This is a genomic window from Pseudaminobacter soli (ex Zhang et al. 2022) (assembly GCF_014595955.1).
GTDB lineage: Bacteria > Pseudomonadota > Alphaproteobacteria > Rhizobiales > Rhizobiaceae > Kumtagia > Kumtagia pseudosoli.
The window spans coordinates 432,649-451,320 of the sequence record NZ_JABVCF010000002.1 but is presented as its reverse complement, the minus strand read 5'-3'; the positions used below and the strand labels follow the sequence as shown (position 1 = coordinate 451,320).

The window sequence follows — 18,672 nt, the reverse complement described above, 5'->3', positions numbered from 1 at the left end:
GCGATGCGCTTGTCGCTGATCGCCCTCGAGCCTTGGACAGGTATGGTGCAGCCCGTAATCGACACGAACTTGGCCCTGCTCAGGAAGCGTCGGGCCCTCCTCCAGGCGGACGAGGGCGCCGATTTCCTGATGCGGCGCGCTGCGGCCGATCTCGAGGACCGACTGGCAACCGTCCAGAAGGAATTCGACGAAGCAGCAACGCTGTTCTGCATGACGGAACATGCGCGCGAGGCGGTGATCGCCAGCGGCAAGGCCCGCTCCGTTACCCGCGTCGAGGCGGACGCCGCCCTGCTGAAGGGGGCTCCGGGCATCATCGCTCCTCCCGAAACGGTGCCTTTCGCTCCGGAGAGCCTGGATCTCGCGGTCTCGCTGCTGGCCCTTCAGGAGGTGAACGACGTCCCGGGTGTGCTGATCCAGATCCGCAGGGCACTACGGCCGGACGGATTGTTCCTGGGCGCAATGGCCGGCGCGGGAAGCCTGGCGGAATTGCGGGAAAGCCTGCTCGCCGCCGAGAGCGAACTGGAAGGCGGGGCCAGCCCTCGGGTAGTGCCGTTCGCCGACGTGAGGGACGTGGGTGCGCTGCTTCAGCGCGCGGGTTTCGCCCTGCCGGTCACAGACCTGGAAACCGTGACGGTCCGATATGATGACATGTTCGGCCTGCTTCGGGATTTGCGTTCGATGGGATCGACCAGTTCCCTTGTCGCACGCTCTCGCAGGCCAGCTTCACGGGGACTGTTCGCGCGGGCGGCGCAAATCTATGCGGAGCGCTTCGCCGACGCCGACGGCCGCGTCAGGGCTACGTTCTCGATCGTCTGGATGTCGGGCTGGGCGCCCTCATCTACCCAGCAGAGGCCGCTGAGACCAGGGTCGGCGAAAGCCTCCTTGGCCGAGGCCCTGCGCGATATTGAAGATAAGAATGGCGCTGACCGAGGCTCTTGAACCGGGGCTGTCTAGAATCCCTATTTGAGCGCCTGAACGAGACGGCTGTTGTTGTCGCTCCAGAGCCATGCGATCCGCTCACCCGCCGCCCCGACGCCGCCTACGATCGCAAGCGACAGAACCGCGATGATGAGACCATATTCGATGGCCGTCGCGCCGTTCTCGTCCGCGATGAAACGTCGAAGGGTCTTTGCCATTGGCTCATTCCTCTCTTAGCCTGAGGCTAAACGAGAGATGTTAAGGAAGGTTAACGAGGCAGCCTTAACGTTTGGTGTACCGCCTCGTCATGGCGATCTCCTCGGCCCGCCTCAGCAGTCGCCGCTGCGGACGCCGTTTTCGCGCACTATGCAGATGGACCGGGGCGACGGCTGGAGCACGCTCCTGCGGACCGTATAGCGCTCACCCTTCGCCACCGTACCCGTCGCCGTGTAGTCCAGCCCGAAACTCGCATCGGCCCCGGCAGTCTGCTTCCCGAGTCGACCCTCGAGCATGCTCGAACCTATGAGCGCGATCACGATTGCGGCCACGCTGAATAGGACGACGATCTTCAAGGCGCCGCTGCGCACCGGCTCGATCCGCGGCCTGCCGCGGGAAACGTCCTCGTAAGGATCGAAGGCCATCGACAGTCCTTTGCCTGGAGGGATCAGCAGCCTAGATCAACTGTTCCATTTCCGCACATTTTAGTAAATTTTGAATGAAGCGGCGGCGGCGGTTCCCGGGCGCGCCGGGTGAGGTCAGAGCAGGTCGATTAGGAAGGGGATCAGCGGCTCGTCCGCCGGCGGCATGGGAAACTCCCGCAACCGGTTCGGTTTGACCCATTTCAGGGCCTGCCCCTCTCTTGGGGTCGGCACACCGGAAAAGCGGCGGCAGACGAAGAGCGGCATCAACAGATGGAAGTGCTCGTAGGAGTGGCTGGCAAAGGTCAGCGGCGCGAGGCAGGCAACTTTTGTGTCGATACCGAGCTCTTCGTGCAGTTCGCGGATCAGCGTCTCCTCCGGCGTCTCCCCGGGCTCGACCTTCCCGCCGGGAAACTCCCAGAGGCCTGCCAGCGGCTTGCCTTCCGGCCGCTGCGAAATCAGCACGCGACCATCCGTATCGACGAGCGCACAGGCGGAGACTAGAAGGATCCGCTTTTCCGCACTCATGCCGATCCTCCGGGCGGCTGCCGGTAGTGGTAGCGATAGAGTTCCTGGAACCCTATGCTGTCATAGAGCCGTCGGGCGCCATAGTTCTCAAGTTCCACCTGCAGCCACGCTGTGTGCGCGCCGCGCAGCCGCGCCCATTTGAGCGCGGAGAGCACTATGCGCCGTCCATGACCCTTGCCCTGCGCGCCCTCGGCGGTGGCCACCTCGAATATTCCGGCGAGATCGCTGTCGGGAACGCAGATCGCTGTAGCGATAGGCCGGCCGCCAGTCTCGAGCACGAACAGCCCGGCTTCGGGCTCGATCGCCCCGATCACGCCCGACAGCGCCGATTTTTCAGCGCTACCGTAGCCGCGCACGGCCCCAAGGGCGTCGACGAAGCGGCCCACGTCCTTCAGCGGGATCTGGTCGAGTGCGTCGTCGACGCTTGCCTCACTAAGGGAGAGCCGCATCACGGTCGACTCGGCGATCCGCGACCAGGCGAGTCCGTCCAAGTGCTCTGATATCGCCCAGGCAACCAGAGGCGAAATCCGCATGGTGAGGGGACGGTCCGCCACTGCGAAGCGCCAGGAGGCACGCTCCAGGCGGGCCTGTATGTCGGCAAAATCACGCGGGTCGAGCGGGTTGATCGAGTTCAGGCGCTTGCCCTTGTGTCCAGGCGTGAGCCGGATAGCCCACGCGCCGTCATAATGCGTCGAGCCCGCCGGCCATGCCCGAAACCCGGCCGCCTCGAAGCGGCGCACCGTCGTCAGTTCGGGAAACTCGAGCGAGTCGGACACCTGCGTCAGCTTCTATAGTCGCCATTGATGGCGACATATTCCTTGGTGAGGTCGCAGGTCCATACAGTCGCTTTGCCGCGACCCAGCCCGATGTCGGCCCGGATGATGATTTCATCCCGCTTCATGTATTCGGAGGCCGCTGCTTCCGAATAGTCCGGATCGCGCTCGCCTTCGAACGCCAGGCGATTGTCGCCGAACCAGATGCTGAGCCGGTCTCGGTCGGCCGGCTCGCCGGACTTTCCGACCGCCATCACCACGCGGCCCCAGTTCGCGTCCTCGCCAGCGACCGCGGTCTTGACCAGCGGAGAGTTGGCGATCCCCAGCGCGATGCGCTTGGCAGAGCGGGCCGACTTCGCACCGGTCACCGTGACTTCCACCTGCTTGCGAGCGCCCTCGCCGTCGCGCACCACCTGCAGCGCGAGAGACTTCAGCACGCGGTTAAGGGCTCGCCGGAACTGACCGAGCCGGGGATCCGCAGGGTCGGAGATCCTCGGCGCGCCGCGCGAAGCCGCTGCGCCGGTGGCAAAGAGCATCAGCGTATCGCTGGTCGAAGTGTCGCTGTCCACGGTGACGGCATTGAAGGTCGAGCCAACGCCCTTTGAGAGCAGCGCCTGCAGGACCGGCGCGTCGATCGCCGCGTCTGTGGCGACGAAGGAGAGCATGGTCGCCATGTCCGGAGCGATCATCCCGGCGCCCTTGGAGATGCCGTTGATGGTCACCTCGGCGTCTCCGATCCTGGCGGTCGCCGTCGCAACCTTCGGATAGGTGTCCGTCGTCATGATCGCCTTGGCGGCCTCGGTCCAGCGATCCGCCGCTGCCTCCTTCACCAGGCCGGAGAGCAGATGGGAGAACCGGCTGGCGTCCAGCGGTTCCCCGATCACGCCGGTGGAGGCGAGGAAGACTTCGCCAGTGCCGCAGCCCGCCGCGCCGGCAGCCGCCTCGGCGGTCATCCGCGTCGTCTCACGCCCCTTCTTGCCGGTGAAGGCGTTGGCGTTGCCCGAGTTGACGACCAGCACTCGAGCCTTGCCGCCGGGCAGGTTCTGTCGGCAGAAGTCGACCGGGGCCGACGGGCATTTCGACCGGGTGAACACACCTGCCGCCGTTGTCCCCTCATCGAAGACCATCGCCAGCAGGTCCGTGCGGTTCTTGTACTTGATGCCCGCTTCCGCCGTGGCGATCCGTACGCCCGCGATCTCCGGCATCTTGGGATACTTCTTTGGGGCAAGCGGAGAGATCGTTGTCGACATGAGACCTCGAAGGAGGGCGTTGCAGAGCGTGCGCTTCGTTTGCCAAAGAGCCCCGTCGCACGCAAGGCGGATCGGCGTATCGGGAAGTGAATTCCTCTATTGCCTCACACCCTTGGCCGGACGAAAGGGCAGGCAACTTCTACGAATTTTCACCTGAACGCCGTCGGCTGCCTCGTATCGGTCGAAACGAAAAGGGCCGGCCTCTTATCGAAGCCGGCCCAATTCTTGTCGACAAAGCCGACTGAGCTTACTGCGCCTTATCCGCCTCGTTCGCCTTCTCGGCGTCGATCGCCTTCTTGAGGTCTGGATCGGTTATGTCGACCTTCCCTGCCTCGAGCGATTTGACCAGCTCGAAATACTTCTCGCGCAGCATCAGCGAGCGAATCTGCTCCTTCACCACGTCGAAGGCAGGCGGCTGCTTGGTCCGCTTGTCCTCCACCTTGATGATGTGCCAGCCGAATTGCGACTGCACCGGTTCCTTGGTGAACTCGCCCACTCCAAGGGCGAAGGCCGCCTTCTCGAATTCGGGTACCATCTGCCCCGGACCGAACCAGCCCAGGTCGCCGCCCTGCGCGCCTGATCCCGCGTCTCCGGACTTCTCCTTGGCGATATCCTCGAACTTCGCCCCGCCCTCGATCTGCTTGATGATCGCTTCCGCCTCTTCCTTGGTCTTCACCAGGATGTGACGGGCATGCACCTCGTTTGTCGGCGGGGTGTTGGCGATCTCGGTGTCGTAGCGCTTGCGGATCTCGTCGTCTGTGATCCTGTTGGCGATCTCCTTCTCGATCACCTCGCTGTGCAGTGCGCGATCCCGCAGGAAGGCCATCCGCCGTTCGAAGTCCGGCGACTTGTCGTAGCCCTTGGCGGTGCCTTCAGCTGCCAGCACCTTAATCTCTATGATGGCCGAAAGTGCCGCGGCACGCCTCTGGTCCTCGGGGACACGCGCGAACTGCGCCTGCAGATCGCTGATGGCTTGCGTAAGGTCCGCTTCGGTGATCGGCTGGCCGGCCACCGTGGCGACGACCTTGTCCTGCTGAGCCCCAGCGCTTTCCTGGGCCCGTGCTCCGTTGGCGGAGAATGCGACAAGTGCGGCAAGCCCAAGGCTGGCAAGCACAGCACGGCGATAACGGATCAACATCTCAACTCTCCGGTGGGAAACGGGCGCGATCTTGTGGGCGAATGTGGCTGATTTGAGCGCCACGTCTAGGCCCGGCGCAGCGTTGACATCGAAAGTGCCCCCTCTTATCTCTCCTGCGACTTGGCGTCCAGAAAGAATTCCGGCCGCCTTTTTCCGTGCGATCCGCTCAACGACGGACTGCGGAAGGGCCGGCCAGCTCCGGCAGACAGAGTATTTGAAAGGACCCTTGATGGTCAGGTTCGGCGGTCTCGCCCGCAAGATATTTGGTTCAGCCAATGATCGTCGCGTGAAGGCGACCCGCTCCCGGGTGGAAGCCATCAACGCTCTCGAGAACGAGATGCAGGCGCTGTCGGACGACGCATTGAGGGGCCGTACCCAGCAGTTCCGCGAAGAGCTCGCAAATGGCAAGAGCCTCGATGACCTCCTGATTCCTGCATTCGCCACGGTGCGCGAAGCGTCCAGGCGCGTGCTTGGCATGCGTCCCTTCGACGTCCAGCTGATCGGCGGCATGGTACTTCACAATGGCGGCATCGCCGAGATGCGTACCGGTGAAGGCAAGACGCTGGTCGCCACCCTCCCCGTCTATCTCAATGCGCTCGAGGGAAAAGGCGTCCACGTCGTTACCGTCAACGACTATCTCGCCACGCGCGACTCCGAATGGATGGGACGCGTTTACGGCTTCCTTGGCCTGACCACTGGCGTGATCATGCATGGGCTCTCGGACGAGCAGCGCCGCGCGGCCTACGCCTGCGACGTGACCTACGCCACCAACAACGAACTCGGCTTCGACTACCTGCGCGACAATATGAAGTATGAGCGCGCGCAGATGGTGCAGCGGGGCCACCATTACGCCATCGTCGACGAGGTGGACTCCATCCTGATCGACGAGGCGCGCACGCCGCTCATCATCTCCGGTCCCCTCGAGGACCGCTCCGAGATGTACAACACGGTGGATGCGCTGATCGTGAAGCTCGTCCCCGAGGACTACGAGGTCGACGAGAAGCAGCGCACCGCGATCTTCACCGAGGTCGGTACGGAGAAGGTCGAGAACATGCTGCGGGCCAATGACCTGCTGAAGGGTGAGTCGCTCTACGACGTCGAGAACGTCGCGATGGTCCACCATGTGAACAACGCGCTGAAAGCGCACCGGCTGTTCCAGAGGGACAAGGACTACATCGTTCGCAACGGCGAGATCGTCATCATCGACGAGTTCACCGGCCGCATGATGCCCGGCCGGCGCTATTCGGAAGGCCTGCACCAGGCGCTCGAGGCCAAGGAGCACGTGCAGATCCAGCCCGAGAACCAGACGCTCGCCTCGATCACCTTCCAGAACTACTTCCGCATGTACAAGAAGCTCGCCGGCATGACCGGTACGGCGTCGACCGAGGCCGAGGAGTTCGGCAACATCTACGGTCTGGAGGTCACCGAGATCCCGACCAACCTGCCGGTGCAGCGAAAGGACGAGGACGACGAGGTTTATCGGACCGTCGAGGAGAAGTACAAGGCGATCGTCCGCGAGATCCGCGAGGCCAGCACCAAGGGCCAGCCGATCCTGGTCGGTACCACCTCGATCGAGAAGTCCGAGCACCTCGCCGAGCGGCTTCGCGCCGATGGCGTCAAGAACTTCCAGGTGCTGAACGCGCGCTACCACGAGCAGGAAGCCTACATCGTCGCACAGGCGGGTGTGCCGGGTGCGATCACCATCGCCACCAACATGGCCGGCCGCGGCACCGACATCCAGCTAGGCGGCAATGCGGATATGCGAATCCGCCAGGAACTCGCCGAAATGCCGGAAGGCTCCGAGCGCGAGGCACGCGAGCAGGCGATCCGGGAGGACATTCAGCGGCTGAAGGAGAAGGCGCTGGCCGCAGGCGGGCTCTACGTGCTCGCCACCGAACGCCACGAGTCACGCCGCATCGACAACCAGTTGCGCGGCCGCTCCGGCCGCCAGGGCGACCCTGGCCGCTCGAAATTCTACCTGTCCATCCAGGACGACCTGATGCGCATCTTCGGCTCCGACCGCATGGACGGAATGCTGCAGAAGCTCGGCCTCAAGGAGGACGAGGCAATCATCCACCCCTGGATCAACAAGGCGCTGGAGAAGGCGCAGACGAAGGTCGAGGCCCGCAACTTCGACATCCGCAAGAACCTGCTCAAATACGACGACGTGATGAACGACCAGCGCAAGGTGGTGTTCGAGCAGCGCCTGACGCTGATGGACGGACAGGACCTGTCCGAGACCGTCGCCGAGATGCGCCAGGACGTGATCGACGATCTGGTGGCCAAGCACATTCCCGAGACCGCTTACGCGGAGCAGTGGGACGTAGCCGGTCTGAAGGAGGACGTCGGCCAGTATCTCAACCTGGACCTCCCAATCGCGGACTGGGCAAAGGAAGAGGGCATCGACGAGGAGGCGATCAACGCCCGCATCACCGAGGCGGCCAACAAGGCTGCGCAGGATCGTGCCGATCGCTTCGGCCCTGAGGTGATGGCCTATGTCGAGCGTTCGATCCTCCTGCAGACGCTCGACCATCTCTGGCGCGAGCACCTGGTCAACCTCGATCACCTGCGCTCCGTCGTAGGCTTCCGCGGCTACGCGCAGCGCGATCCGCTGAACGAGTACAAGTCGGAGGCGTTCGAGCTCTTCCAGGCTCTGCTTGGCAACCTGCGCCAAGCCGTCACCGCACAGTTGATGCGGGTCGAGTTGGTCCGCGAGGCCGCCGACGCACCGCCACCGGAGGCGCCCGAGGCGTTTGGCCAGCACATCGACCCGACGACGGGCGAAGACGACTTCAACGAAGGCGCCTTCGGCGATACTGCGGTTCTGACCCGCGTGTCGACCGAGCGCGTCGTTCCTCCCGAGCAGCGCGACCCGAAGAACCCATCGACCTGGGGCAAGGTCGGCCGCAACGAGGCCTGTCCCTGCGGCTCGGGCAAGAAGTTCAAGCACTGCCACGGCGCGTTTGGCTGAGCTTTGGCGCTTAGTTCCGGCGGGTTCCGGCCGGAACTAAGCAAAGTAGTGCATCCCTCGAGGCACCCTTTTCGTCTGATCGCTACTTCGTGGCTCGCGCTCAAGGTCGCACCTCATGATGAGGACCGTTGTGCTTAGGCCTCTCTGAGATACCTGCGCCGCGACGAGCGATAATCATATGCACCGGCTTTGAGGTTGGCTTGCCGGCACGATCTCCCTCATCCTGAGGTGCTCGCCCACAAAATCCATCGTGAGCAGGTCAATACCTTCGCAAGCGAGCCTCGAAGGACGCATCCAGACCAGCCGATAGCAGCCTACTTCCGCAAGAACGCGGCGCGCAGCGCAATGAGCGCCAGCACGAAGCTGGCGATCACGTTCCATCCGGCGAAGGAGAGGCCGAGCACGCGCAGCGCCGCCTTGTCACAGGAGGGCGGCACATAGGCGTCGATGGCGTCGAGCACGCCCTTCCCGCCCGTGTCGGGGGACGGCACCGCCACCCCGCAGTCGGTCGGCCCCGGCCACCAGCCCCATTCCACGCCGGAATGGTAGATGCCCAGATAAAGCCCGTAGGCCATCAGAAGCCCGCCGGCGAGAAGCAGCATGCGCGTGACAATGGCTGGTAGCGGCGTCAGCGCCGCCACGAAGGCGAGCGCCATCAGCGGCGCGCCCACATAGTAAGGAATGCGCTGCTCGTAGCAGAGCTTGCAGGGTATGTAGCCGCCAATGTGCTGGAATCCCAGCGCCGTGCCGACGGTCGCCGCCATTGCCAGCGCCAGGAACAGGGCCGTGACTGTATGGGTGCGGGTGATCGGGGCGGCAAGACTGATCATGGGCAAGAACCGTTTCGCGGGTCAGATCGCGTATCTGACGACGACATATAGCAGAATTAGGACCCCCGCCGCTGCTGCGGCCAGCTGGCCCAAGCGCTTTTCGATGAACTCGCGGATCGGCTCGCCATATTTCCTGAGCAGCCACGCCAGGAGGAGGAAGCGTGCACCGCGCGCCACGATGGCTGAGACGATGAACCATCCGAGCGGGAAGCTGATTACGCCCGCCAGGATCGTCACCACCTTGATCGGCGGCAGGTGGGCGGCTCCCGATGTGATCAGCATCAGCAGGATGAAACCGGTGCCGGCGCTCATCCTCAGAGCCTCGAACTCGTCATACTTGCCGTAGAACTCCAGCACCGGTCGCGCCACCGCCTCATAGGCGTAGTGCCCGAGGAACCATCCGGCGATGCCGCCCAGCACCGAGGCGATTGTGGCCACGATCGCATAGCGGTAGGCCCGGTCGGGGCGGGCGAGCGCCATCGGCACATAGAGCACGTCGGCGGGGACGAGGAAGACCGAGCTTTCGACAAAGGCGATGATGGCCAGCCACCATTCGGCGGACTTTCGCGCGGCCAGCGACAGCGTCCAGTCGTAGAGCTTGCGAAGCATGTTCTATTCCGCCGTTCCTAGCTGAAATTTGCGAATTTCCGTTCGAGGCGCGTCAGACGAGCGAGGAACTGGGTTCCCGGACGAGCCGCGCCACCTTCTCCATCCAGTGGTCCCGGATACCGAGAGCCTCCAGGTGCTCCACTGCGCTCAACACATAGTCCTCGTTCGCCCCCGACTGGCCCACCGCACCATGCACGATGCGGGCAGCTTCGCCTTCCCCGAGGCTGCCCGCATATTGACGATGATTCCGGTCCACCACGTAGCACACGGCAGGCACCCCGTCTCCGCTGGCAAGCCGGATGGGGAGCACGCGCTCCAGATAGACGTTGGTTACCAACTCCCGTTCGCGCAAATAGGCAAGCACCTCCTCGCGCAAATCGCCGGGCACGTTGAAGGCGAGCCCCACGCAGGACCCGCCACGATCGAGGCCGAGCACGAGGCCGGGCCGCTCCGGTGTTCCGCGATGGACATGCGAATGGACGCAAAGTGAACGATGATAGCCGTTGAGCCGCGCGCGTTCGGTCCTGGTATGTGCAAAACCCGGCCGCCAGATCAGGGAGCCATAGCCGAAAACCCAAAAATCGCCCATATCCCCAAGCCATGTCGCGCGGCACCGCCGCACTCCTAAACGAGTCCGTTGGTCTAGGGAAATGGCATTGATGCGGCAGGATCGAGACCCGATCCGGAAAAGGGACATGCAGGAACCTAACAACAGGCGCGCTTCGCGCCGCATCCTTTGGCTCGGAATTGGAGTGCTGGTCGCGATCGGCCTCTACACGGCCGGATGGTTCTGGCTGGCGAACAAGATCGAGTCCGAGACGCTTCCGGCTCTCGCCACCCTGGAGAAACAGGGCATCAAGGTCGAGTGCACCAATCCAGTGGCGCGGGGCTATCCATTCCGCATCGGCCTCTACTGCGACCGCGTCACCGCGGAGCAGCCCGAAGCGGCGGTCACGGTTTCCGCGGGCGCCTTCCGCTCGGCTGGTCAGATCTACGACCCGTTCCGGATCGTCGCCGAGCTTGACGCGCCCGCGACCGTGTCGACGGCGGCTGCCGACCCTCTCACGCTCGACTGGAAGCGGCTGCGCGCGAGCGTGAGGCTGGCGCAGCCCCTCCCCGAGCGGATTTCGCTCGAAGGCTGGGGGCTGAAGGCCTCCCGGCAGGATGGAGCGCATCTCGTCTCGGCTTCCTCTTTCGAGGGTCACATGCGCCCGAACGGAGCCGATCTCGACCTCGCCACCCGGTTCGAAGGACTTGCGATCGACCCGGCGCTCGTCGAGGGACGCAAGCTGCCCCCGCTCGCTGGCGAGGCCGATCTCTCCCTGAAAGATGGCGTGCAGTTCCTGGGCAAAGGCGCCGACGATCTTCGCGGCAGGTCGGGCCAGTTGCGCGAAGTCACCCTGAGACTGGGTGAAAAGGGCGCGCTGAAGCTTTCGGGGCCGTTCTCGGTGGATCAGGATGGGCTGATCGACGCCGATCTCCAGGTGGCGGTCACCGACCCGCTCGAGCTGGCATCCTCACTCGCCGAGGTGTTCCCCGAACAGGCCGACAAGATACGGCAGGGCTTTGCAGGGCTGGCTTTCCTCGGCAGCAGTCCGAAGGTTCCCCTCCGCATCGCCAAGGGAACGGCGACCCTGGGTTTCATCCCCCTCGGGACTCTCCCTCCGCTTATGTGATCCTCACGGCTTCGGCGGGTGCTCCAGCACCTGCCGGCCGAAGTCGGGTGCATCCACCTCCTGGCCGGCGTCGATGATCGAGCGGCGGATGGCGCGCGTGCGGGTGAAGAGGTCGAACAGCTTGTCGCCGTCGCCCCAGCGAATGGCGCGCTGCAGCGAGGACAGGTCCTCCGAAAACCTCGCCAGCATCTCCAGTATGGCGTCACGATTGTGCAGGCACACGTCGCGCCACATCGTCGGATCCGAGGCCGCCAGGCGGGTGAAGTCGCGAAAGCCAGAGGCCGAGTATTTGATGACTTCCGACTTGGTCACGGTCTCCAGGTCGTCAGCGGTGCCGACGATGTTGTAGGCGATGATGTGCGGCAGGTGCGAGACGATCGCCAGCACCATGTCGTGATGCTCCGCATCCATCGTGTCGATGTTGGACCCGCAGCGCCGCCAGAATTCCGCGAGCCGATCGACCGCGGCCTTGTCGGTGCCCTGAGGCGGCGTGAGGATGCACCAGCGTCCCTCGAAGAGCGAAGCGAAGCCGGCATCCGGACCGGAATGCTCGGTGCCGGCGATCGGGTGACCCGGGATGAAATGCACATGCGCCGGAACGTGCGGCCGCATCTGCTCGATCACCGAGCGCTTGGTCGAGCCGACATCCGTCAGCGTCGCCCCGGGCTTCAGGACAGGCGCGATCTCGGCCGCGACCGCGCCGGATGCGCCAACCGGAACCGAGACGATGATGAGGTCGGCCTCGCGCACCGCCTCCTTCGCGTCCGCCCAATAGAAGTCGCCGAGCCCAAGCTCCTCGGCCCGCTTCAAGGTCGCGGCGCTCCGGGTCGTAATATGGATCTCGCGCGCCAGCCCCTCGCGGCGGATGACGTGCGCCAGCGACGATCCTATCAGGCCGATGCCGACCAGCGCCACTTTGTCATAGAGGAAATCGGGCATGATCAGTTTTTCAGGAATTCTGTCAGAGCGGCGACCACGCCGCGGTTCGCCTCTTCGGTGCCGACGGTCATGCGCAGCGCATTCGGGAAGCCGTAGCCGGCGACGCGGCGCAGGATGAAGCCGCGCGCCGTCAGATAATCGTCCGCGGCCGCCGCCGAATGCACGCGATCTTCTGGGAAGTGGATCAACACAAAATTGCCGACGCTCGGCGTGACCCGCAGCCCGAGCCGGGCCAGTTCCTCCGAGAGCCAGCCGAGCCACCGCTCATTGTGCTCCACCGTTCGTTCGAGATGGCCGCGGTCACGCATCGCCGCTACGCCCGCCTCGATCGCCGCAGCGTTGACGTTGAAAGGCCCCCGGATGCGGTTGAGCACGTCGGCTATGTGCGGCGGGCAATAGGCCCAGCCGATGCGCATGCCGCCCAGCCCGTGAATCTTCGAGAAGGTGCGGGTCATCACCACGTTCTCGTATGACGACACCATCTCGATCCCGGCCTCGTAGTCGTTGCGGCGCACATACTCGGCGTATGCGGCGTCGAGCACCAGCAGCACGTGCTTCGGCAGGCCCGCATGCAGCCGCTTCACCTCGTCGAAGGGGATGTAGGTGCCGGTCGGATTGTTCGGGTTGGCCAGAAAGACGATCTTTGTGCGCGGGGTGACCTTCTCGAGGATGGCGTCGACGTCCGCCGTCTCGTTGGTCTCGCTTGCCACGACCGGAACTGCGCCGGCCGCCTGGATGTAGATCCGATAGACCAGGAACCCGTGCTCGGTGAAAATGCCCTCGTCGCCGGGCGCCAGATAGGCCTGGGCCAGCAGCCCGATCACTTCGTCGGAGCCGTTGGAGCAAACGATATTGGCCGGATTCAGCCCGTGAGCGGCCCCAATCGCCTCGCGCAGCCTGGTAGCGGCGCCGTCCGGATAGAACTCCAACCGACCCGCTACATTGCGCACTGCCTCGATCGCGGCCGGCGAGGCCCCCAGCGGATTCTCGTTCGAGGAGAGCTTATGCACCTTGGCCACGCCGGCAGGGGCCGCGCTCTTGCCCGGCACATAGGCTTCGATGTCGAGGACGCCTGCTTTCGGTGTTGGGCGCATAGTTTCAGGGATCGTCATGGATGTCGACTTCCGGAGGAACGGCAAAAACCGCCTGCGCCGAATACAGGCCGGGCGGCTTTATGTCGAGTGGCGGCCGAGCGCAGGACAGCGGGTATCGATTGTGATTTGTCACGGTGACGTAGGGGAAGGATAATCGATATTGGGAACTTACCCTTGCGGGATCGGGGGGCCTCACGACGGAGGCTCTAATGACAATGCATGGACTCCTGCGCTCGGCGGGATTGCCGACGCTCATGCTTATGGGTCTTGGAGCGGGCGGAGCGTACGCGAACCTTGGCGAAGGCGCGCCCAAGATTCCGGCCGAGCTTGCCAAGGCCCAGACCTGCCGGATGGCCAATATTCCGACCCAGATCTTCTCGGCCGAAGGGGTGAAAGCCTTCGAGGAAGCCGAACCGCCGTTATGGACCGATCTCGGTAGGATCTCATGGCCGATCACGACCAGCAACAAGGAGGCACAGGCCTATTTCGACCAAGGCCTCAGGCTCGCCGTCAACTTCAATCACGCGGAAGCCGTCCGCGCCTTCCGCAAGGCGCAGAGGCTCGACCCCAACTGCGCCGTGTGCTTCCTCGGCGAGGCGCTGGTGCTCGGACCCAACATCAACGTGCCGATGGATCCGGCCGCCAATGCGCCGGCGCTTGCTGCGCTGAACAAGGCGCTGGAGCTTGCCCCCGGAGCGACGCAGAAGGAGCGCGATCTGATCACGGCGGTCGCGACTCGATATTCCAGTGATCCGGCAGCGGAACGGCCGGCGCTCGATGAAGTCTTCGCTGCGGCCACGGCAGCGCTTTCGGACAAGTACCCAGATGATCTCCAATTCGCCGTCCTCGCCGCCGAAGCAGGCATGGACACCCAGCCATGGGATTACTGGGAACCGGGCGGCAAGGAGCCAAAGGGGCACACGGCGGACGTCCAGAAGCGGTTGGAGGGTGTGCTTGCCAAGGATCCGAACCACCCTGGGGCCATCCACCTCTACATCCATCTGGTGGAGGCCTCGGACCGGCCGGAGCGGGCGGAACCCTATGCCGACCGGCTCGCCGCGCAGATGCCCGGGGCGGGCCACATCGTGCACATGCCTAGTCACATCTATTTCCGCATAGGCCGCTACGTGGACTCGGTGGCATCGAACAAGGCCGCCTCCAAGGTGGACGAGGACTACATCACCCAGACCGGCGCCATGGGCGTCTATCCGATCGGCTACTACTCCCACAACGTCCACTTCGTGCTGGTCTCAGCAGCGCTGATCGGCGATCGCGAGACGGCGCTTGCCCAGGCCGACAAACTCGACAGATGGCTCACCAACGAGGTTGCGACGGCGCTGCCGATCGCCCAGCCGGTGAAATCGGCGCCGTATTTCGCCTGGGCCGAATATGGCGTTCCTGATCAGGTGCTGGCCATGGCCGAGCCCGCCGGCGCTCCGCCCTATGTGAAGGCCATGTGGCACTATGCGAGGGGCATCGCCTCCGCCCGCAAGAGGGACGCTGCGACCGCGCGTGCCGAAGCAACTGCCATCGACCAGGTCCTGAACGATACGGACTGGTCCACGATGGACGAATGGAACATCCCGGCCCGGCCGGTGCTGCAGGTCGCCAGCGACGTGGTGAGGGCCCGGGCGGCGCAAGCGGAGGGATCGGACGTGAACGCGCTCGAGCATCTCAAGGCGGCCGCCGAAACCCAGGACACAATTCCCTATATGGAGCCGCCCTACTGGTATTATCCGGTCCGGCAGTCGCTCGGCGCAGCCCTGCTTCGGCAAGGCAAGGCCGACGAGGCGGCGCAGGAGTTCAACGCGGCCCTTGAGCACGCTCGCGGCAGCGCCTTGCCCCTCTACGGGCTCCAACAGGCGGCGACCGCGAAAGGCGATACCGCCGCGGCGGACAGGTACGGCGCGGAACTCGCCAAGAACTGGAAGGGCGAGCCCGCAATGCTAAGCCTCGAGCGGATGTAGGGCATTCGATCGCCAGGGGCGCCGGGATGGGCGCGGCGCCTTGGTGCGCTTCTTTCCTTTTTTGGGAAACCAATTGTTAACCCTATCGGTCTGATCACCCGCCGGTGAGCGCTGCCCGGGGATCACATTTCAGCATTGTAGCTTTATGTCCTCTGCAGTCTTGAAGGGGGCATGAATGCGACTGACTCGGCTGATCATCGGTGCACTCTTGGTGATCATAGCCTTGTTCCTGATCGCAGGAGAGCAACTGGCAGGCGCAAGCGCCGATGCGGTGATCAATGCCCGGCTCACCACGATCCGCGCGCCCATCGCCGGCCAACTTTCGATCGAGCGAAGGGCTCTCGGCACGCGGGTGACGGAAGGCGAAGCGCTCGGAGCCGTCGGGGACCCCTTTGCCGACAATGTCCGGCTCCACGACCTTCTCCAGCAGCGAGATCTGGTCACCGCCGAAGTGGCTCGACTCAAGGAGACCCTTCAGGCCATCGAGAGCACGGTCGCCCTCCTGCACGACAGGTCGACCGCATACAGAAGGGATCGAATCCGCCAGCTCGAGGCGGAACTGAGTTCGTCCCGTTCACAGGCATCCGTTGCGGCTGCGCGCGTCGACGAGGCCAAGGCGGCCTATTCGCGGTCACGCCAGCTCAACGAACGCGGGCTGGAGACCTCGGCAACGTACGAGCGCAGCCAGGCGGCGCAGAAAGTTGCCGCCCTCGAACTGGAGGACGCGCAGCAGCGCGCCGCCGCCAGCGAGGTTTCCCTCGAGGCCGCCCGGAGAGGCACCTTCCTCGGCGACGGCTACAACGACGCTCCCTATTCGGAGCAGCAGATCTCCGAGTTGTCGCTCCGGCTCACCGAACTTAAGGCCAACCTGAAGGCGGAGGAAAGCAAGGCCCAGAGCCTGGGCCAGCGGATCGCGTCGGAGCGGCTGCGGGTGAACCGTCTCTCGTCCGCCCAGCTTGCCTCCAACGTCCACGGAAGCGTCTGGGAGGTGTTGGCGGGCAATGGCGAAACCGTGCAGCGGGGCCAGGACATAATGCGCCTCGTCGACTGCCGCTCAACCATCGTGACGCTGAGTGTGAGCGAAAGGGTGTACAACCGCCTGGCGCAGGGCGACCGGGCGATGTTCAAGGTCAGTGGAGACGGTCGCTCGTTCGAGGGGAGCGTCACCCGATTGGCGGGCTCCGGCGCCGAGACGATCTACCGCAATCTCGCGATCGCCCCCAGCAAGCGCCATCTCGGACGCTATGACGTCACGCTTCTCGTTCCCGCGCTGCGCGAGGACGAAGGGCTGTCCTGCGCGATAGGGCGCACCGGCCGCGTCTTCTTCGAAGCAAGGCCGTTCGACTTCATCCGCAGCTTCTGTAGCTGAGATGTTCCCGCCCTTGCTTCTCGGCGAGCTTGGGTCGAGCACGGTGCAGATCATCCTCGTCCTCTCGGTCGGCATGATTGTGCCGCACCTGCTCGATCCGAGGAACAATCTTCACCGGGCAGTCCTCTTCGGAATCGCCGCGGTCTTGGCGGTTCGATATCTCTGGTGGCGCGCGACCCAGACCATTGCGCCGTTCGGCCTGACGATGGACTGCCTTGCGAGTTGGTCGTTCTTCGCGTTGGAGACGGGCGCTGCGATCTCCTCCCTCAACTCGTTCCTGATCATGTCCCGCACCAGGGATCGGTCCGAGGAGGCGACGCAGAACGCCGGCTGGTGGGGCGAGCGACCGGCTCCAAGAACCGCGGTGCTGATCGCGACCTACAATGAAGAGAAGGAGGTGCTGGAACGCACCATCGTCGGAGCCAAGTCGCTCGACCACCCGAACGTCGAAGTCTTCGTCCTCGACGACGGCCGGCGGGACTGGCTGCGCGACTTCTGCGAGCAGCGCGGCGTCCGCTATGTCAGGCGCGTCGGCAACGAGGGAGCCAAGGCGGGCAACATGAATAATGCCCTGCGCGTCCTGAAGGAGGAGGGACCGCCCGATTTCGTGGCCGTCCTCGACGCCGACTTCGTCCCCCACAGCAACTTCCTGGCGCGGGCGATCGCGCTCTTCCACGACCCATCGGTCGGCCTCGTCCAGACGCCTCAGCATTTCTTCAACGCCGACCCGATCCAGCACAATCTCGGGCTCAGCCGCTCCTATCCCGACGAGCAGCGCTTCTTCTTCGACCACCTGCAGCCGGCCCGCGATGGCTGGGGAATCGCGTTCTGCTGCGGAACCTCCTCCGTGGTCAGGTGGTCCGCAATTGACGAGATTGGCGGCTTTCCAACGGACAGCATCACCGAGGATTTCCTGCTCACGCTGTGCCTGCAGGAGAAGGGGCATCGCACCGTCTACCTGAACGAGGCTCTCACGGAAGGGCTCGCCCCGGAGGGACTGAAGGAATACATCACCCAGCGTGCGCGCTGGTGCCTCGGGCTCATGCAGATCGCACGCGGCCGGTTGGGGCCGCTCGCCCGCAACGGCCTCAGGCTCCGCGATCGCTGGAGCGTGGTGGATTCGGTCCTGTTCTGGGCGACCACCTTCAGTTTCCGCATCGCGGCTTTGGTCTTCCCGCTGCTCTACTGGTACCTGAACGTGACGGTGGTCGACGCCTCTGTGCCGGACGTGCTCAGCTACTTCGCGACCTATTTCTGCTGGGTGCTGATCAGCATGAACTTCGTGTCCGGCGGAATGGTCGTCCCAATCGTCAACGACGTCAGCCAACTCCTGGGCGCCGCTCCGATCACCCGCGCCGCCTATACGGGGCTCCTTCAGCCCAAAGGCCATCCGTTCTCGGTCACCGCCAAGGGCGGCGACCGCAGCAAGGTCGTAGTGCAGTGGCGTCTGCTCGCACCCTTCGCGACGCTGTTCCTGCTCACCCTGATCGGTGTCCTACTCGGCATCGTTTCCGACACATTCGTCCATAACGATGCTGGGGACGGCAAGCTCGTGATCCTGTTCTGGACCTTCTACAACTTGCTGGTCCTGGCGGTCACGATCATCGTCTGCATCGAGCTACCGCGGCGCGAGAGGCACCTCGACGACAGGCCCGAGCGAGTCTCCATACTTGTGAATGACAGGCCGGTCAGGGCCTGGATCATTGGCCTCACCCAGAACACCGTCCGAATACGCGGCGCGCGGCTGCCCGATGACCAGCCCGTCTTCATCGACATTCCTGGAGTCGGGTCGGTTCGCGCCATTGTATCCACGCCCACCGAGGACAGCGCGAGGCTTCTGCTGGAGCCGACGATGGACCAACACGAGGCCTTGCTGAAGCGCTTCTACGCAGCCGGAGCCGCGCCGGGTGTGGTCCATACCAGATGGGGTGCGATGCTGGCGGACTTGAGCCGGCGCCTTTCCTAGTTCGTC

Annotated in this window: 17 protein-coding genes; 6 read left to right on the top strand and 11 right to left on the bottom strand. The window is 64.3% G+C overall.

The window, feature by feature from the left end:
* Positions 1–45 precede the first annotated feature (45 nt).
* The gene (locus HUI96_RS05360; protein WP_188253712.1) at positions 46–939 is read left to right on the top strand and encodes a methyltransferase domain-containing protein; all 894 of its coding nucleotides are present in this window, start codon (positions 46–48) and stop codon (positions 937–939) included.
* Positions 940–959: 20 nt separating this feature from the next.
* Here the strand turns inward: HUI96_RS05360 and HUI96_RS05355 are convergent, their stop codons facing one another.
* The 6 genes from HUI96_RS05355 to HUI96_RS05330 all read right to left on the bottom strand — a co-directional run bounded on the left by HUI96_RS05355 (position 960) and on the right by HUI96_RS05330 (position 5,245).
* Positions 960–1,136 carry a Flp family type IVb pilin gene (locus HUI96_RS05355; protein WP_188253610.1) on the bottom strand — a complete coding sequence of 59 codons (177 nt, stop codon included), beginning with the start codon at positions 1,134–1,136 and terminating at the stop codon, positions 960–962.
* Positions 1,137–1,247: 111 nt separating this feature from the next.
* The gene (locus HUI96_RS05350) at positions 1,248–1,559 is read right to left on the bottom strand and encodes a hypothetical protein (protein WP_188253609.1); all 312 of its coding nucleotides are present in this window, start codon (positions 1,557–1,559) and stop codon (positions 1,248–1,250) included.
* 114 nt (positions 1,560–1,673) lie between these two features.
* Complete coding sequence (locus HUI96_RS05345; protein ID WP_188253608.1) at positions 1,674–2,084, bottom strand: (deoxy)nucleoside triphosphate pyrophosphohydrolase; 411 nt, start codon at positions 2,082–2,084, stop codon at positions 1,674–1,676.
* Complete coding sequence (locus HUI96_RS05340) at positions 2,081–2,860, bottom strand: GNAT family N-acetyltransferase (RefSeq protein WP_188253607.1); 780 nt, start codon at positions 2,858–2,860, stop codon at positions 2,081–2,083. The genes HUI96_RS05345 and HUI96_RS05340 overlap by 4 nt, the downstream gene beginning before the upstream one ends.
* Positions 2,861–2,865: 5 nt before the next feature.
* A complete protein-coding gene (gene argJ / locus HUI96_RS05335) occupies positions 2,866–4,107 on the bottom strand; it encodes a bifunctional glutamate N-acetyltransferase/amino-acid acetyltransferase ArgJ (protein WP_188253606.1) in 1,242 nt (413 codons plus the stop codon).
* Positions 4,108–4,354: 247 nt separating this feature from the next.
* A complete protein-coding gene (locus HUI96_RS05330; protein ID WP_188253605.1) occupies positions 4,355–5,245 on the bottom strand; it encodes a peptidylprolyl isomerase in 891 nt (296 codons plus the stop codon).
* A 229-nt stretch (positions 5,246–5,474) separates the two neighbouring features.
* Between HUI96_RS05330 and secA the strand changes: the two genes are divergently transcribed.
* Entirely contained in the window at positions 5,475–8,216 is a 2,742-nt protein-coding gene (gene secA / locus HUI96_RS05325; protein WP_188253604.1) for a preprotein translocase subunit SecA, read from the top strand.
* Positions 8,217–8,530: 314 nt separating this feature from the next.
* Here secA and HUI96_RS05320 read toward each other — a convergent pair whose 3' ends face one another.
* From HUI96_RS05320 to HUI96_RS05310, 3 genes are read right to left on the bottom strand one after another with little or no spacing between them, the layout of a single operon-like run.
* Positions 8,531–9,046: a disulfide bond formation protein B gene (locus HUI96_RS05320; RefSeq protein ID WP_188253603.1), complete on the bottom strand. Its 516-nt coding sequence runs from the start codon at positions 9,044–9,046 to the stop codon at positions 8,531–8,533.
* A gap of 21 nt (positions 9,047–9,067) precedes the next feature.
* Positions 9,068–9,655: a YqaA family protein gene (locus HUI96_RS05315; RefSeq protein ID WP_188253602.1), complete on the bottom strand. Its 588-nt coding sequence runs from the start codon at positions 9,653–9,655 to the stop codon at positions 9,068–9,070.
* A 52-nt stretch (positions 9,656–9,707) separates the two neighbouring features.
* On the bottom strand, positions 9,708–10,244 hold the full coding sequence (locus HUI96_RS05310) for a gamma-glutamylcyclotransferase (protein WP_188253601.1): 537 nt from the start codon (positions 10,242–10,244) through the stop codon (positions 9,708–9,710).
* Between the two features lie 106 nt (positions 10,245–10,350).
* Here HUI96_RS05310 and HUI96_RS05305 point away from each other — a divergent pair, with 106 nt between their 5' ends.
* A complete protein-coding gene (locus HUI96_RS05305) occupies positions 10,351–11,331 on the top strand; it encodes a DUF2125 domain-containing protein (protein WP_237683961.1) in 981 nt (326 codons plus the stop codon).
* Positions 11,332–11,334: 3 nt separating this feature from the next.
* Here HUI96_RS05305 and HUI96_RS05300 read toward each other — a convergent pair whose 3' ends face one another.
* Positions 11,335–12,270 (bottom strand): prephenate/arogenate dehydrogenase family protein, encoded by a 936-nt coding sequence (locus HUI96_RS05300; RefSeq protein WP_188253600.1) that lies wholly within the window; start codon positions 12,268–12,270, stop codon positions 11,335–11,337.
* 2 nt (positions 12,271–12,272) lie between these two features.
* Entirely contained in the window at positions 12,273–13,382 is a 1,110-nt protein-coding gene (gene hisC / locus HUI96_RS05295; protein ID WP_188253599.1) for a histidinol-phosphate transaminase, read from the bottom strand.
* Positions 13,383–13,573: 191 nt separating this feature from the next.
* Here hisC and HUI96_RS05290 point away from each other — a divergent pair, with 191 nt between their 5' ends.
* The 3 genes from HUI96_RS05290 to HUI96_RS05280 all read left to right on the top strand — a co-directional run bounded on the left by HUI96_RS05290 (position 13,574) and on the right by HUI96_RS05280 (position 18,666).
* Positions 13,574–15,331, top strand: coding sequence for a hypothetical protein (locus HUI96_RS05290; RefSeq protein ID WP_188253598.1), 1,758 nt, complete (start codon positions 13,574–13,576; stop codon positions 15,329–15,331).
* 175 nt (positions 15,332–15,506) lie between these two features.
* Entirely contained in the window at positions 15,507–16,700 is a 1,194-nt protein-coding gene (locus tag HUI96_RS05285) for an HlyD family secretion protein (RefSeq protein WP_188253597.1), read from the top strand.
* A 1-nt stretch (position 16,701) separates the two neighbouring features.
* Positions 16,702–18,666, top strand: a complete 1,965-nt coding sequence (locus HUI96_RS05280; RefSeq protein ID WP_188253596.1) for a glycosyltransferase — start codon at positions 16,702–16,704, stop codon at positions 18,664–18,666.
* The last annotated feature ends 6 nt before the right edge of the window (positions 18,667–18,672 follow it).

Bases quoted from the DNA above. Each gene is read 5' to 3' on its own strand.
- HUI96_RS05355 (WP_188253610.1), bottom strand. From the start codon at position 1,136: ATGGCAAAGACCCTTCGACGTTTCATCGCGGACGAGAACGGCGCGACG.
- HUI96_RS05350 (WP_188253609.1), bottom strand. From the start codon at position 1,559: ATGGCCTTCGATCCTTACGAGGACGTTTCCCGCGGCAGGCCGCGGATC.
- HUI96_RS05345 (WP_188253608.1), bottom strand. From the start codon at position 2,084: ATGAGTGCGGAAAAGCGGATCCTTCTAGTCTCCGCCTGTGCGCTCGTC.
- argJ (WP_188253606.1), bottom strand. From the start codon at position 4,107: ATGTCGACAACGATCTCTCCGCTTGCCCCAAAGAAGTATCCCAAGATG.
- HUI96_RS05330 (WP_188253605.1), bottom strand. From the start codon at position 5,245: ATGTTGATCCGTTATCGCCGTGCTGTGCTTGCCAGCCTTGGGCTTGCC.
- secA (WP_188253604.1), top strand. From the start codon at position 5,475: ATGGTCAGGTTCGGCGGTCTCGCCCGCAAGATATTTGGTTCAGCCAAT.
- HUI96_RS05320 (WP_188253603.1), bottom strand. From the start codon at position 9,046: ATGATCAGTCTTGCCGCCCCGATCACCCGCACCCATACAGTCACGGCC.
- HUI96_RS05315 (WP_188253602.1), bottom strand. From the start codon at position 9,655: ATGCTTCGCAAGCTCTACGACTGGACGCTGTCGCTGGCCGCGCGAAAG.
- HUI96_RS05310 (WP_188253601.1), bottom strand. From the start codon at position 10,244: ATGGGCGATTTTTGGGTTTTCGGCTATGGCTCCCTGATCTGGCGGCCG.
- HUI96_RS05305 (WP_237683961.1), top strand. From the start codon at position 10,351: ATGCAGGAACCTAACAACAGGCGCGCTTCGCGCCGCATCCTTTGGCTC.
- HUI96_RS05300 (WP_188253600.1), bottom strand. From the start codon at position 12,270: ATGCCCGATTTCCTCTATGACAAAGTGGCGCTGGTCGGCATCGGCCTG.
- hisC (WP_188253599.1), bottom strand. From the start codon at position 13,382: ATGACGATCCCTGAAACTATGCGCCCAACACCGAAAGCAGGCGTCCTC.
- HUI96_RS05290 (WP_188253598.1), top strand. From the start codon at position 13,574: ATGACAATGCATGGACTCCTGCGCTCGGCGGGATTGCCGACGCTCATG.
- HUI96_RS05285 (WP_188253597.1), top strand. From the start codon at position 15,507: ATGCGACTGACTCGGCTGATCATCGGTGCACTCTTGGTGATCATAGCC.
- HUI96_RS05280 (WP_188253596.1), top strand. From the start codon at position 16,702: ATGTTCCCGCCCTTGCTTCTCGGCGAGCTTGGGTCGAGCACGGTGCAG.